The sequence below is a fragment of the Corynebacterium sp. c7Ub_26 genome (assembly GCF_053760365.1).
The window spans coordinates 503,896-518,873 of the sequence record NZ_JBSNBL010000002.1 but is presented as its reverse complement, the minus strand read 5'-3'; the positions used below and the strand labels follow the sequence as shown (position 1 = coordinate 518,873).

Sequence of the window (14,978 nt, the reverse complement as noted above, 5' to 3'; positions counted from 1 at the left end):
CGGATTGTGAGGAGTGTTGACAACAATCATCCTCGTGTTATCCGAGACAGTGCGGCGCAGTGCCTCAACATCTAATGCCCAGCGCGGGGCCCCCTGCTCGTCAGTCGTTGGGAGCAGCGGGACCGCTACATGGTGGCCGCCCGCTAACCTCACCGCAGCTGCATAAGCGTCGTAATAAGGTTCGATAAGGACCACTTCAGAGCCGGGCTCAACCAACGCCAAAATGGACGCTGCTATACCCTCCGTAGCATCGACGGTCACCGCAACCTCGGTATCCGGATCAAAGACTTGGCCGTAGCTCTGCTCGCGATTGGCAGATATCGCTTTGCGTAGCTCCGGCACACCCCGACCTGGAGCGTATTGGTTATTGCCCGACAAAATCTGCTCAGAGGCGATCTCCAGCATTCTTCGTGGGCCGTCGCTGTCCGGAAAACCCTGGCCCAGGTTAATGGCGTTGTTTTCTACTGCTAACCGGGTGATGCGCGAAAAGATCGTCTCAGGGATGTCGCGGAGGCGCGACACGATCGGTGAAGTTAAAAGTGAACCGCTCTGTTCAGTCATAGAGCCATTGTAAACACCATCGCGGATGACACCGCAGACAGGGCTGGTCATGAGTGGCCGGGGCTCCGGGCAAACACGACGGCTCTGTAAACACAACGGCCGTATGAACTAGCCGGGTATATAAAATAGCCCCATGGCCAATAAACCCACCTCTGGATCCTCAGCGTCTGCTTCGTCCCCAACCTCTGCCTCGGTTTCCGCATCGGCCGGCACCTTTGGCTCGGCCGGTTCTTCTGCGGGTAACAAAGGGGTCGGTCGGTCGGATGATGTGCTTGCGGGGAACCCGATCCTCACTCCGGAACAACAGCTTGACCAGATCGCGAGCTTCATCTCGGTCCACTACAAAGAGGTGTGGGACATTATTTCTTCCCCGGGGGATTTCTCCCCCGAGCGCGAGCAACAGGCACCGGGAGAGCAACGTCAGCTGCAAGAGGACGCCGAGCAGGCAGTGGGGCGGCTCAATGACATCGTGACGCATACCTCGCAGCTCGTTCTCGGGGTGGGACTCGACCACTCCATCCCGGGCGTGGCATTCACGTCGAACGGACCGGACATGCACACCGTCGACGGCAACACGGCAGTCTTCGTCCCCTCAAACCCCACAGGGCGGATAGCAGTATCGCTACATGGTGGCCCGGGGTGGCACGGATCAGGACAGGAACTCGAGATTTTCTGGCGGCCAACCATCGCCGCGATCGCAGAGCTCTCCGGCACAACAATTGTCGACGTCGACTATCAGCTTCCCCTCATACGACGGCGTCTTTCCGACGATGCGCAAGGGAACGCTGTGTACAGCGATCACGCCGAAGGCACAGAAGGAATCATTCGTGATGCACTCGCCGCAGTCGACGCGGCGGAAGGCGTGCTCAGCAGTATCCGCAGCGATACACGTGAATCAGACAGCACAACCGCTACGGACGACGAGGGCCGAGGCTACGACATCGTGGCCTTCGGTAGCGGTACATCTGCTGGGTTAGAGCTCGCAGCCAGGTGGAATAGCGAGCGCATAGTTCTGCAGCACCCTCGGCTATTCCAGCCCAGTCCAGAGAACGAAACATGGCAGAACCACGATTTCAGCCAGACCCAAGTTCTTGTTCAGAAAGCCACGCGCGACACCATCGCCGTCGATCCAGAAGCGATTTCTCATAACCTTGAAGAGCTAGGAGCAACCACAACAGTGACCGAGCACCTCGGCTACCACGCGTTGGCTACTCCGGCGGTACAAAGAGAGTGCGCCCAAGAAGCCGCCAACTTCCTCCAGGACCGGTCTGTTCGCTAAGGATCGTTTCACTGAGGTTTGGCACCAAGGGGTTGTCGACCACGCCGTCAGCTAAAGCGGCAGGAGGTTCCGCTTCGCGCCCATGACGTCGTCAATGCGGTCAAGGTTGTCGGCCAGCATTTTCCACTGTTGGGGTGCAATGGCAGCCTCGGCATCGCGCACAACGTTCTGGTTCTTCGTCGCCCACCCGATCGGCATGGGATTAATCTCATCCCACCGATCCTTATGCTGAACCGACCTCGTCGCCGTGACCGCGACCGACGGAATACGCTCGCCGACCTCGCGCACCGTACCCGGAATTCGTGCCACCGTTCGTGCGGAGAGCGCCCACCGTGGCTCATCATCCGCATTCACTGACGTATTCACTAGCGCCATGATCTCAACGTCGTGAGGATTTACGCGAGCAACCATCGCCGGTGCCAGCTCATACCGGTCATACAACGATTGTCCCGAACCCACCATGCGCGGAATGACCTGAACCATCACCAGGCTAAACAGCCCGAAGAGCCCCAGAACTATGGCGAACAATACGAAGGCACCGTCGTGGCCCGCAAAAATAAAGATGAGGACAGCTGCGATAACGAGGATCCCACCGAGCACGCCGGCACTCACCTGGAGCCGACGAGAATCTCGCACAAACTCATTATGTTGGCGGTTAAAAGCCTCGTCCACGGTGAACTGAAAAGTGCTCATAGTGTTAGTCATCCTCAAGGTCCGGTAAATCCGCCGAGTTCACAATCCGGTACGCATACCCCTGCTCAGCCAAGAAACGCTGACGATGGGCCGCATACTCGGCGTCGATCGTATCGCGCGACACCACTGTGTAGAAATGCGCACTCCCGCCGTCCCGCTTGGGGCGCATCAAACGGCCCAAACGCTGCGCTTCTTCCTGCCGCGAACCAAACGTCCCGGACACCTGAATCGCCAACGACGCCTCAGGTAAATCAATAGAGAAGTTCGCCACTTTACTGACGACGAGCGTCGAAATCTCCCCAGAACGGAACTGTTCGAAAAGCTCCTCGCGCTTCTTATTCCGCGTCTTGCCGTCGATAAGGGGAGCGTTCAGCTTCTCGCTCAGTTCCTCCAACTGGTCGATGTATGCGCCAATGATCAACGTCGGTTCGTTGGGGTGCTGGGCCATGATCTTCCGCACCACGCGAATCTTCGTCCCCGAGCACGCCGACAACCGATACTTGTCCGACTTTTCCGCGGTGGCGTACACCATGCGCTCGGACTCGGTCATCATGGACCGCACCTCAATACACTCCGCCGGCGCAATCCAGCCCTGGGCCTCGATATCCTTCCACGGTGCGTCATAGCGCTTGGGCCCGATCAGGCTGAACACATCGCCCTCACGGCCATCCTCACGCACCAGCGTCGCCGTCAAACCCAACCGACGACGAGACTGCAGATCAGAGGTTAAACGAAACACCGGGGCAGGCAGCAAGTGCACCTCGTCGTAAATAATGAGGCCCCAATCGCGCGAGTCAAAAAGCTCCAGTGCGCGGTACTCACCACGAGTCTTCCGGGTCACGACCTGGTACGTAGCAATCGTCACCGGGCGAATTTCCTTCTTTTCGCCGGAGTACTCGCCGATCTCATCTTCGGTGAGGGTGGTGCGCCGAATCAGCTCGTCCCGCCACTGGCGTCCCGACACCGTGTTCGTCACCAGGATCAGCGTCGTCGTCTTGGACTTCGCCATGGCAGCAGCCCCGACCATCGTTTTACCTGCACCACAGGGCAAAACAACGACGCCGGACCCGCCATCCCAAAACGAATCCGCCGCGAGTTTTTGGTAATCGCGAAGCTGCCAGTCCACGTTCTCCGTCGACAAGGAAATATCATGAGCCTCGCCGTCGACATAGCCCGCTTGGTCATCGGCAGGCCACCCGACCTTCAGCAATTCCTGCTTGAGGCGACCGCGCTCGGAGGGGTGGACAGTCCACGCATCATCCGCAATAGCAGAGCCCAACATGGGCTTGATCTTCTTGTGGCGAATAACCTCCGCCAACACGGCCTTATCTGTGGTGTGCAGAACCAACCCGTGGATCGGGTCCTTGTGCAACGTCAGGCGACCATAGCGGCCCATCGTGTCGGCAATATCCACCAGCAGGGGCTGCGGAACAGGGAAGCGAGAATAATTCTCGAGCACGTCGACAACCTGTTCAGCGTCGTGCCCGGCAGCGCGCGCATTCCACAACGCCAGTGGCGTAATGCGGTATGTGTGGATGTGCTCAGGTGCTCGCTCAAGCTCAGCAAACGGGGCTAAAGCAGCACGGGCCTCCTCGGCCTTCGGATGATCAATTTCAAGCAGAACTGTCTTATCTGATTGAACAATAAGAGGCCCATCGAAGGCGTTAGTGCCCTGCGCCATACAAACCCTTTCCTTTCGTTGCTCAGCGGTCCATGAGCGTAATGCTTGTGACATGGTGGAACGCAATACGTCGAACTTCCGACGAATGAACGTCGAACCCATCAAAATAGCCCGATGTCACAGTTAACGGCTCCATGCGGTATCGCTTAGTTGCGCCATTCTTCTCAACGTACGTCACAATGACGTGCATTCCCGACCGCGCATAATGAGAAAGCTGCGGAACCCAATCCTGCGGGTGAGTGAGAACCCGTCCCTCGACGTCATCGGCATCCTCCCGACGAACCGCGGCAATTGCACCAGCAATGCCACCCTCCGGAGTGGGTGTCACGTTTACCGAATACCGAGTCAGCATCTCGGACTCATCCGCTGGTGACAGATCAAAGTGGCTATCAAACCGGGCAACCGAATCCGACTGTACAGCCATACCGCCGGCATCTTCCTGGACAACCTGGAACCCCTCGGCAGCCACATCCCTCAGCGCCGTTACCAGCGGTACCGAACCCACCAACACCGTCGGCGCGATCTTTCGTAAACCTGCCGACGATGCCGCGGGAGAAGCCAGCACATCGTCGACGACCTGCGGATCATCAGTGCGTAGATAACACGAAGCCTCGCCACCGCGCACCGATGATCCATAGAAGCGGCCCACGTCGTTAATGAGGAAAATGAGCCCCTGGGGAACACCATTGAGCACCCGAAGCGACAGGAACGACGAAATATCCTCAGGTGTGAGGCCCGACGCCATCCCTCGGCGGAGACTGTCCTCCGACACTCTGTACAGCGTTGCCAGCCCGGGGCTTTCCACGTCGGCAATACGATCCATCATGCTCGTTGTCGTGTCATCAAGAGGACTAGGGGCCAGAACGGTCATATCGCCTTGAGCAATCAGTGTCGACGACGGAGCAGGAAAGGAGGCCTGGCAGTGCCGGATTAGAGCGACGACATACGCGTCGTAGAGCGACAAATCTGTTGTCGACGAACCTGTTGTGTCCGCTCGAGAATCACCGGTGTTCTCATTGCTCTCCACCGAATCACTCCCCGCTGACGCTGGCTGGGACGTCGCCTGAGAAGCGTAGGTGCGCGACAGGCGTAGCACGTAATCGGCCATCGGCGTGGAATGTGTCTCGCGATCTGGGGTAATGTCGCGGAACAGCGGGAGGAGAATGTCGGTGACACCAGTGGTTGCTCGCCCAGAGATAAGCCCGAACGCCTCCGCATTGGCCACCATATTGGGGACGGCCCGCGGATCCATGTACACCACATGCTGCGGATACATGTACCCGTACGCCGAGTACGCATCCTCCGTTTTCCCGGTTGCGGAAGGATCAAAACCGCGCGCCGCAGTTAAGAGGTGCCGACGCAGAACGAGAGCACCCGGTGACACCGTCTCCTCGTCGAAGACATTGATGTTCTTGCCGTCCTCATCCTTGCCGACGACCCACGTCTGCGCCAGCGACCCAAACCATCCCATCGCCAGCAGCGCCCATTGCGTGCCGGCGTCGGCGTGGATCCACTCTTCGGCCAGGCGCGTCGGGCCCCACCACCCATAATCCGCCTCATCATAAAGAGATTCCGGATCACCCCAGTCGAGAAAGCCGAGGCCACGGGCTAGCTCAAGGAGAGTAATGAGCCTAGTGCGGGTAAGCCCGATATCCGACATTTCTTTTTCCGCACGCCGCAGTTCGCGGACGCCGATTTCCGAATTACGTAGCGCCTTAAACGGTGTTCGCGCAGCGAACCGCAAAAGCTCCCGCATATGGAACAGGGTCAGGGACACTTCTGCCGCGGCTGCCGACGACAACTGCGCGCGGGCCGTGGAGACGGTACCGATAATGTCATTGGGCGTCTGCTTCATCGGAATGGGCGACGGCGGGAAATGAAAACCTTCCGGCGGACGCAGGGACGTCGGTACGAAATTATCGTGGCGTCCCGCGAGGTAGTTATGGACGCGGAGAGGAAGACGGACGTAGACGTCGGCCGGTGGTTGCGGTGTGGATTCGTCCGTGCCGCTTTGTCTGTGGCCTTTGCCTGTCGACGAGGGACGACCGCCCGTCGATTGAACGGTGTCGTACACCTCCAGCAAACCGAGTGAAATGAGGTGGGGGACGGGGGCAGAAGGATCCGAGTTCTTTGCAGGAGAATGGACTCCTCGGCCTCCTGCGTCGTGGAGGCGCTGCAGCACACGACGTTCTTGGGGAGTCACCGTGTCCAGCAAAGCTGTCCAGTCCTCGCCCGTCGGCAAGGGCGGCTCGATGAAAGCAATTTGCGAGGTCAGCGACCGTACCGCGTCGGGAACGACCCGGAATTGTGACTCCACTGTGGCGTGATCCGCGGTATCGGGGAAGGGGAGGCCCCAGACAAGCCCATGCTCCGACAAGTATTCCAACGCGGAGAGAACATGCTGTTTCGTCGGCATGGACGATTCATCGACGCCGACCTCGGCTAATGACTCCGTGAGACGGTCGTAGAGATCCGACACCGTTAGAGGACCGCTGTTCCGGCCGTGATCCGTCAGATCGGCCATGACCTCGAGACATGCCGACGACAGCATATCGAGGGCTTCGACAGTCTGTGTGACCGTAAATGGGCTGGTCAGTCGCGCAGCTAGTTGGCCACTGCCGACGGGCATCGGGAAGAGATTCTCCAGGCGCTCGCGAAGAATCAGCGAGAGTTGATCGTCGCTAATCTGTGCGAGCCACTCAGACAAGCGATCGGGAACGGAACCGGGAGAAGACATAAACCCCCATTCTAACCGGGGGCAATCGTTCTTAGTAGGGTGACTAATACGCACTGATCTGAAAAGATGGAGCCATGGCGAAAGATAAAGAACAATATGTTGATCCAGGTTGGCCTCAGCATTTAGAGGAGGGCGAGCACCCTGTGACAGAGGTGGTCTCCCACGTGTCGGGCGCGACGAGCCCCTACGGTGAGGACACGAAGTTCCCTGTCGATTCCAGCGAGCTTAACTACGTTCACCCGTACACCCCTGTGAACAGGCCTTTTAAGCGCTAATTGCTGGCTAGCTGCGCGGCTGAGTGCTCTAGTGTTGCTCAAGCGTGCCTCAACTGCGTGCTGGTTGCTTGCCAACGTGGCTTAGGTCAAGCGTGCCTTATGCCGGGCTCCCATAGCCTGGCTACATAAAACAAACCCCTCGGGAGATACCCACCAATGATGGTGTTTCCCGAGGGGTGCTCGTTATAAAGCGCGTTACTTATGCAGCGCTGCGTGACGGGTGGAAGTTCTTCTCCACGGCGTCGTAAATCTTCGTAGCCTGGGCAGTGGCCTCGGCGTAACCGTTTACAGCTGCGCCAATGGCTTGATTGTAGGCACCAACGAGCTCGTCGTGATGGGCGTGGTAGTAATCCGTGATCACGGCGGGCATCGGAATGCCAGCCTTGTTGAAGGCAGCCTGGATGGTGTCGAAGATCTGGTCCAAGCTAGCGATGCTCTGCGTCGCGGCCAGGTCCGTCACAGCCTTCTGCGGGGTCGGAGCCTCGTCGGCTGCCTCGGCAGGAGCCTGAGCTGCAGGTGCAGCGTTTTCGGCGGGTGCAGCCTCTTCAACAGGAGCGGCTGCGGGCTGAACGGCAGCCTGAGCACCGTTCGCGTAGGCGTTATCGCGCTGAGAAGGGGCACTGCTCAACCCGAGCTGCGCGGAGCAAGCCGGCCAAGCGGTCCAGCCCTGCTCAGCGAGGACGCGCTCGCCGACCGTGATCTGCTGCTCACGGGTTGCCTGGTTAGCGGTAGCAGCGTATTCGGTTCCGCCGTATGCAGACCAGGTGGACGGTGCGAACTGCAGACCACCCTGGAAGCCGTTGCCAGTGTTGATGCCCCAGTTGCCACCAGACTCGCACTGAGCTAAACGATCCCAATCGGAATCTGGTGCTGCCGACGCTGACGGAGCGACAGCAATGCCGCTAGCTGTGATAGCCAAGCCCGACAGGGCAACCTTGGCGCCGGTAGAAATACGGTTGGTGTTCTTGGAGTGCTGTCCCATAAAGGGGTATAACCTCTCTGTGCGATAATCGGCGTCCTTGGCGGACCGCTTCTTGACGTACTGGACGGCCACGCTACATGAAGGTTACGAAAAGGTCACATTCCGGTAGCGACTTGGGGTCGGTCGGGAGCGAGTAACATGGGTAACAGTGCAGCGTAAAGCTATATTTTGACCGAATTATTGACGAAAAGTGCCGTTAAAATGTGATTAAGAACACTATTATTCGTGCATGCGGCAGGTAGGACTGCGCGTTGATTGACGAGTAAAAACGTAAAACCTACATACGAAACATCGGGATGGGCTAAAAGTTGTGGATCGTTTAGAATAAGGAGTTTCGCCTATCCACGCTGGGATGGTCGCAAGCTCACCGCTCGATACACGGTTAACCCGACACAGGGTTGCAGAGTCAGATGTAGACATACCCAGCTCATGAAATACAGAGAAAGGAAAACCCTCATGCCAATCGGAAGAGTCAAATGGTTTGATCCCGATAAGGGATTTGGGTTCGTCACCAACCCGGGCGATGACGACGTCTTCGTCGGCACCCAAGTATTACCCGATGGTGTGGAAGAACTACACCAGGGGCAGAAAATAGAGTATGAGTTCGCTGCAGGCCGGAAAGGTCCGCAGGTGCTCAGGATTACGGATATTCAGGAGACCGGTCGGCCTCGGCGTCGCCCTTCCCATAAGTACAAGCCAGATCAGCTGCAAAGTATGATCCAGGACTTGATGACGCTCTTAGAAGGACATGTTCAGCCGAGTCTCCAAGCGGGACGCTACCCAGGGCGGAAAGAAAGCCGTCAGGTGGCTGAGGTCCTCCGCGCTGTGGCCCGGGAACTTGATGCTTAATAAGCTCGAGGCCTGGGGTGGGGCGCAGCCATAGCGCCGATCGTGCGCCGTGCTATTTCTCCAAGCGGCCACTTATCCAGGCGCTACTCCGGGGAAATAGCCCACACCATGGTGTAGGCATCCTCGTCATCAGACGAATCAGAACCGTGAGATTTATCGCCCAACAGAACGGCATGAACCTCAGCGACTTTCAGTCGGGAACCATCTTTACTTCCATCGATGGTGACCGACTTTTTGTCTTTCGCCTTGTAAACGGACTCGTCATTCTTGGCGTTATCCTCATAGATCGTCAGCAACGACCATTGGGTATCAGAGACCGTGGAGGGGACGTCGATAGTGGCCTCCCCATCCTTGGGCAGGGAAATCTTTGTCATCGACTTCTCCGTGCAGTCCGTCGACCCCAGTGCGCAGGCCTGATAAGGATCCGCCGTGACGCTCTTCCCCTTAGAATCAGTGATCGATAGCGTGACCGTGGTGGGGTCCACAGAGTTGCGTCGCTGCTCCCAATAGGTGAACCCAATTCCACCGACAATCGCGACGAGCACGATGACAGCCATCACAGATCCCACGATGATCATGGTGCGTCGTTCCCGACGTCGCTCTGCCTTGGTCTTTCGACGGCCGCGACGACCACGTCGCGCTGGGGCCTGGGGTGATGGTTCTGAGCTGGAGGACGAACCCGGATCAGTCATGGCGTCCACAATAGCGAGGCCCTAATGACGTCGTAAATGCGGGACCTTGACAGCGAGGAAAAGCGTCCGTAGATAGCCGATGCCGATGATGATGGATAGAGCGATGAACCCTGTGCCAAGCTGCGGTGGAAGGACAATGCCCATCGTGCCGCCGAACACCCACGCGAGTTGACCGAACGTTTCACTGCGGCCGAATGCGCTGGATCGCGCTTCTTCGGGGAGGCCTTCCTGGATGGTTGCATCAAGGCTTACTTTGCACAGTGAACTAGATAGCGACAATGCGAAGGTCGCGACCGCGGTCCAGATCAGCCCAGGCCAGATGGCTGCACAGATCACTCCCGCCCACGCGATACCTGCAATCGTGAGCACAGTCACTCGCGGGGCGCCGAGGGGGATCCGCGCTCCCAATAAATTTCCCGAGAACGTGCCGACGCTTCCTGCGGCGCCCGCAACGGCCAGCATTGCGAGCTGCTCCCACGCGCTCAGTCCGTGGGTCGATTTAGCAGCAAACGCGACGAAGATCGTGAGGAATCCGGTGCCAGACCGGCTGGTCATGACGGACCACAAACACGTCTTGGCATCGTGAGGGAAAGGAACGATATGGAGCTGTTGCGCTGCACGGGTGACGCGCTGGCGGACGGCACGCCGACGTGGGGAAGACTGTGACGCCGACTCCGTTGGCGCAGTGTCGGTGGCTGCCGCGTCGGGCGCGTTCGCGTCGGCCGTCGGATCGTCGTCAAGAGAAGAGTCCTCGGTGAGGGGTGCTCCTGGCACAGACAGCGGGGACGTGGTGGCCCATTCGTCGGGAGACGATTCTGCTTTCCGCGGAATGAGAACGCAGGAATACAAACCCATAAGCGCAATGACGATAATGACCCACAACGCTTCGCGAGGTGTGAACAGGAACGACACACCAGCCGCGATGCCTCCGACGACACCCGAGCCCACAATGTGCCCCAAAATCGTGAGCCGAGCATTCGTGCGAACCAGATCGATATCTGGCGGCATGAGCCGTGGGGTAACCGATGATTTCAGCACACCGAACGACTTGCTCATCACCATCATGCCCAGTGCAGCGGGGTAGAGGACCCACGAGTGGAAATTCGTGAGCAGCCACACCGTCAATACAATGCGCGCAGCGAACGTCAGCGATAACGCAAAACGACGCCCGGCGTACACACGGTCTAATGCGGGCCCAATCAGCGGAGCAATGACCGCGAAGGGGGCGATGGTCACAAGCAAGTACAGTGCGACGCCTTCGCGCGATTCACCCTTCGTCGCGGAGAAAAACAGCGTGCCCGCCAGAGCAACCGCGAGTGCTGCGTCGACACCAGAGTTGCAGATCGTCGTGTATGTCAGCGACGACAGGCCCGAGGTTTTCGCACCGTCGGCCTCGATCCAGCTACCCACCAGGCGGCCAGGGGCCGACAACACACGGCGAACACGAGATGGCCGTGGCGTCGTGTCATCGGCCAGTGGCTCGTGTAGCTCGCCAGTGGTGGGCGGCTCTCCGTGGTTGTTCATGAACCCATTCTTGCACCATCGTCGGGTGGGCATGCATTTGTGCTAGCCACCCAAGCCGTCGACACGAACCCGATACATGTGCGGCCCCAACTTGCCAGTCAGATAGAGAATGGTGGGATCCTCAGGATCGCTGGCCACGCCATTCAACACATTCTCACCGGTAGCGTCCCGCGCCGGGGCCAATTCCGACGCATCGATCACGCTGGTCACCCGGCCGCTCGCGGGGTCGATAACAATGAGTTCATCGCGATGCCACACATTGGCCACGATGCGGTTGTGGGCGCAATCTAATTCATTGATATTGCCGACGGGCCGACTGCCCAGTGTCACCGATAGCGAGGAGCGCTTCTCGAACGTGCTGGAGTCGCGCCGGGTCAGCCTATTGCTCCCGTCGCTCATAAGAAGGTTATGGCCGTCGTAACACAATCCCCACCCTTCGCCTTCGTAGTGGGCAGAACCTGTCGCCGCTAATGACTGGCGGTCGCGTCGGATCGCGTGGCCCGCTTTCCACGTTAACTGCCACAGGGCGGTCGGCGTTGCCGCGATTCCTTCACCGAAATACTTTCGGGGGAGGTAGTGAACATGAGCGCGATGGCCGTCGTCGTTTAGAAAATAAACCTCTGACCTGCCGTAACGTCCAGTGCTGACCAGACTCTGCCCCTGTGGAAAGCGGTCCAATCCTTCAGTAAACGCATCCTGAGGCCAGGGAAGCGTGTCAAGAACCGTGATCGACCGGGTCGGAACCGCCCCACGAGCGGACATAGATGAAGTGGACGGTGCGCGCGAAGCCCCGTCGGTACGGGATCGCTGTGACCACGACGCGACAATGATCAGTCCGCACACTGCACTAAGAACGGTGCCCACGAGTACCGTGATGAGGGTTAATCTAAACCGTCTTGAACCCATTGTGCTCCACGGCGGACAGCTTCCCGCTGCCACATATAAACCCCATAACCTAAAACACCCGTGACGGCGCCGATAATGCTGGTCCACACCAACTGGTCAGTCCACCCACGAGTGAGCCCAAAACACACCGCACCCAGCACCCATACGATGATCCCCACGATGAGAGCGGGCCTCGGATCTTCGAGTGCACGGGGCAGCTGGGGAAGAGTAACGTCCTGTAGCGGTTCGGAGTGGAATTGGAATTTAGGGCTCACACGTGCCAACTTACCCTTGTGGGGTTTTCCTCCCCACCCGTCCCAAATCTCACCCGTACCAAGCCCTCCTCGGTGCGGCTTCACACATGTGCAGGAGTTCCGATGTCCAACAATGCTTCCTCCACGGACACGGCGACGGCGCCGTCGTCGAAAAAGAAAAGACGATCCGCGCTGGACAACTATTTCCACATTTCTGACCGAGGATCCACTCTGAGCACGGAAGTTCGTGCCGGTGTTGTGACCTTTTTCGCGATGGCGTACATCGTGCTTCTGAACCCGCTCATTCTGGGCAGCGTCCCCGATCACACCGGTATGGAGCTGGGTATTCCCCGAGTCGCGGCCGTCACCGCCCTTGCCGCCGGTGTGATGACCATCGTCTTCGGCCTGATCGCCCGGTACCCCTTCGGCATCGCGACGGGTCTCGGCATTAACACGCTGGTGGCGGTCACACTGGTGTCGACCGAAGGCCTCACATGGCCCCAAGCGATGGGACTTATTGTGATCGACGGCATCATCATCGTGATACTGGCCGTCACTGGGTTCCGCGTCGCGGTTTTCAACGCCATCCCCGCACCGATGAAGACAGCAATGACTGTCGGCATCGGTCTTTTTATTGCCATCATCGGTTTTGTCGACGGCGGTTTCGTCCGCCGCGTTCCTGATTCCGCCCACACCACGGTGCCTGTTGAACTCGGCATCGGCGGGTCTATCGCTTCATGGCCGACAGTCGTTTTCTTGGTGGGCTTGTTGATTTGTGGTGTGCTGGTGGCCCGCAATGTTCGCAGCGGACTGTTTATTGGCATCGTGGCGAACACGATTATCGCGATGGTCGTCGAGGCGCTCACTCGCTCCGGGGCGTCGGTGAAGAATGGCCAGCCTAACCCGAAGGGCTGGAACTTGGCGGTCCCCGGTATTTCCGATTCGTGGGCGGGGGCCCCGGACCTGTCGTTGGTGGGCAAGGTGGACCTCGTCGGTGCGTTTACCGAGGTGGGCGCGCTGACGGCCACGCTGTTGGTGTTCACCCTTGTCCTGGCCAACTTCTTCGACGCCATGGGGACGATGACTGGCTTAGGTAAGCAAGCCGGTTTGGTCGATGAGACCGGCGTGTTGCCGGACATGAAGCAGGCCCTGGTTGTGGAGGGCACCGGGGCGATTGTCGGCGGTGCGGTCTCCTCGTCGTCGAACACGGTATTCGTGGATTCTGCTGCGGGTATTGCCGACGGTGCCCGCACAGGCATGGCGAACGTCGTGACGGGTGTTTTATTCCTCGTTGCCATGTTCCTGACTCCGCTCTACGAGGTTGTTCCCACGGAGGCGGCTGCTCCTGTACTCGTGATCGTGGGGGCCTTGATGGTGGGGCAGATTCGCGAAATTGATTTTTCACGATTTACGACGGCCCTGCCGGCGTTTTTAACGATCGTGGTCATGCCTTTTACGTATTCCATTGCTAACGGTATTGGCATAGGTTTTATTACTTACGCCGTGATGGAAACCGCAGCCGGGCGGGCGAAGAAAGTGCACCCGCTGATGTGGATTGTGGCGATTTTGTTCGTCGTGTACTTCGGCATCGATCCCATTCGGGACGCCGTGAGTTAGATGAGGGGATGCGGTAAAAGGGTGGCTGTGACTCAGTGGAGGTGACAATGGACGAGTGCGATGTCGTCTATATCGACGACCCATCAGATCCGAGGCTTGATGATTTTCGAAACCTCAACCACTCAGATAAGCGCCCCGATATGCCTGGTGGGAAGGGGTTAGTGATCGCGGAAGGCCTTTTGGTCGTTCCCCGCCTGATACGCTCGCGTTTTCCCGTGCGGGCCATCATGGGGACCCAGGCTAAGCTTCATTCACTTCTTGACGACGCTAGCCTCGCGACGACCATCGCGAAGGCCAATATCCCCGTGTGGTGTGTGTCCCGCGAGGTCATGGCCGAGGTTGTCGGTTTTGATATGCACCGCGGTTTGTTGGCATCGGCGGACCGCGTGGAGGTGCCGTCGATCAGTGATGTTCTTGATGAGCTAGATGCCCGACGGGACCGCGCCGACCAGCCTCCTGTGAGCGGGACAATCGCCGTGCTGGAGGGTGTGGGCGACCATGAGAATATCGGTGCCTTGTTCCGCAATGCCGCGGGTCTGGGGGTGGATGCCGTGTTCTTTGGGGCTGGGTGCGCGGATCCGCTGTACCGGCGTGTTGTGCGCGTGTCGATGGGCCATGTGCTGCGTGTTCCCTTTGCCTATTTCGAGGGCAACCGTTCGACATGGCAGCGTGGATTGTCGGAACTGCAGCAGCGCGGGTATCGATGTGTGGCGTTGACGCCGTCTGACGATGCGGTCATGTTGCCTGAGGCCCTGGATGGCGCGCAGAGGGCGGCGCTCATAGTAGGGGCCGAAGGGCCAGGATTAACCGAACATGCGATGAGAGCTAGCGATGTGAGGGCCCGCATTCCGATGGCTCCGGAGACGGACTCGCTGAATGTGGCGACGGCAGCAGCGATGGGTTTTTATGAGCGTGCTCGAAAATCGATAGTGGGGCGAGGGTGACCACA

14 protein-coding genes are annotated in these 14,978 nt (G+C 58.7%); 5 read left to right on the top strand and 9 right to left on the bottom strand.

The annotated features are described in order from the left end of the window. Positions 1-561: aminotransferase class I/II-fold pyridoxal phosphate-dependent enzyme (locus ACWORE_RS05770; protein ID WP_455303105.1), on the bottom strand; the 561-nt coding region annotated here is incomplete at its 3' end. 133 nt (positions 562-694) lie between these two features. Here ACWORE_RS05770 and ACWORE_RS05765 point away from each other — a divergent pair. Continuing rightward, positions 695-1,840 (top strand): hypothetical protein, encoded by a 1,146-nt coding sequence (locus ACWORE_RS05765; protein WP_455303104.1) that lies wholly within the window; start codon positions 695-697, stop codon positions 1,838-1,840. Positions 1,841-1,891: 51 nt separating this feature from the next. Here the strand turns inward: ACWORE_RS05765 and ACWORE_RS05760 are convergent, their stop codons facing one another. From ACWORE_RS05760 to ACWORE_RS05750, 3 genes are read right to left on the bottom strand one after another with little or no spacing between them, the layout of a single operon-like run. Further along, positions 1,892-2,533 (bottom strand): DUF3239 domain-containing protein, encoded by a 642-nt coding sequence (locus ACWORE_RS05760; RefSeq protein ID WP_296139047.1) that lies wholly within the window; start codon positions 2,531-2,533, stop codon positions 1,892-1,894. Positions 2,534-2,537: 4 nt separating this feature from the next. Further along, on the bottom strand, positions 2,538-4,214 hold the full coding sequence (locus tag ACWORE_RS05755) for a DNA repair helicase XPB (RefSeq protein WP_455303103.1): 1,677 nt from the start codon (positions 4,212-4,214) through the stop codon (positions 2,538-2,540). 22 nt (positions 4,215-4,236) lie between these two features. Next, positions 4,237-6,951, bottom strand: a complete 2,715-nt coding sequence (locus tag ACWORE_RS05750) for a helicase-associated domain-containing protein (protein WP_455303102.1) — start codon at positions 6,949-6,951, stop codon at positions 4,237-4,239. A gap of 74 nt (positions 6,952-7,025) precedes the next feature. Between ACWORE_RS05750 and ACWORE_RS05745 the strand changes: the two genes are divergently transcribed. Then, on the top strand, positions 7,026-7,226 hold the full coding sequence (locus ACWORE_RS05745; RefSeq protein ID WP_406605610.1) for a hypothetical protein: 201 nt from the start codon (positions 7,026-7,028) through the stop codon (positions 7,224-7,226). A 199-nt stretch (positions 7,227-7,425) separates the two neighbouring features. Here the strand turns inward: ACWORE_RS05745 and ACWORE_RS05740 are convergent, their stop codons facing one another. Continuing rightward, positions 7,426-8,208 (bottom strand): resuscitation-promoting factor Rpf1 domain-containing protein, encoded by a 783-nt coding sequence (locus tag ACWORE_RS05740; protein WP_455303101.1) that lies wholly within the window; start codon positions 8,206-8,208, stop codon positions 7,426-7,428. A 456-nt stretch (positions 8,209-8,664) separates the two neighbouring features. Between ACWORE_RS05740 and ACWORE_RS05735 the strand changes: the two genes are divergently transcribed. After that, positions 8,665-9,057 carry a cold-shock protein gene (locus ACWORE_RS05735; protein WP_012731099.1) on the top strand — a complete coding sequence of 131 codons (393 nt, stop codon included), beginning with the start codon at positions 8,665-8,667 and terminating at the stop codon, positions 9,055-9,057. A gap of 83 nt (positions 9,058-9,140) precedes the next feature. Here ACWORE_RS05735 and ACWORE_RS05730 read toward each other — a convergent pair whose 3' ends face one another. The 4 genes from ACWORE_RS05730 to ACWORE_RS05715 are packed head-to-tail and all read right to left on the bottom strand — an operon-like array spanning position 9,141 to position 12,433. Further along, positions 9,141-9,749 carry a DUF2771 family protein gene (locus tag ACWORE_RS05730; RefSeq protein WP_296139060.1) on the bottom strand — a complete coding sequence of 203 codons (609 nt, stop codon included), beginning with the start codon at positions 9,747-9,749 and terminating at the stop codon, positions 9,141-9,143. A 21-nt stretch (positions 9,750-9,770) separates the two neighbouring features. Continuing rightward, a complete protein-coding gene (locus ACWORE_RS05725; RefSeq protein ID WP_455303100.1) occupies positions 9,771-11,273 on the bottom strand; it encodes an MFS transporter in 1,503 nt (500 codons plus the stop codon). A gap of 42 nt (positions 11,274-11,315) precedes the next feature. Next, positions 11,316-12,137, bottom strand: a complete 822-nt coding sequence (locus tag ACWORE_RS05720; RefSeq protein WP_455303099.1) for a glutaminyl-peptide cyclotransferase — start codon at positions 12,135-12,137, stop codon at positions 11,316-11,318. Between the two features lie 17 nt (positions 12,138-12,154). Then, entirely contained in the window at positions 12,155-12,433 is a 279-nt protein-coding gene (locus tag ACWORE_RS05715) for a DUF2530 domain-containing protein (RefSeq protein ID WP_406605614.1), read from the bottom strand. Between the two features lie 102 nt (positions 12,434-12,535). Here ACWORE_RS05715 and ACWORE_RS05710 point away from each other — a divergent pair, with 102 nt between their 5' ends. Further along, positions 12,536-14,029 (top strand): NCS2 family permease, encoded by a 1,494-nt coding sequence (locus ACWORE_RS05710; protein WP_296139071.1) that lies wholly within the window; start codon positions 12,536-12,538, stop codon positions 14,027-14,029. 47 nt (positions 14,030-14,076) lie between these two features. Next, positions 14,077-14,973, top strand: a complete 897-nt coding sequence (locus ACWORE_RS05705) for a TrmH family RNA methyltransferase (protein WP_455303098.1) — start codon at positions 14,077-14,079, stop codon at positions 14,971-14,973. Positions 14,974-14,978 lie beyond the last annotated feature (5 nt).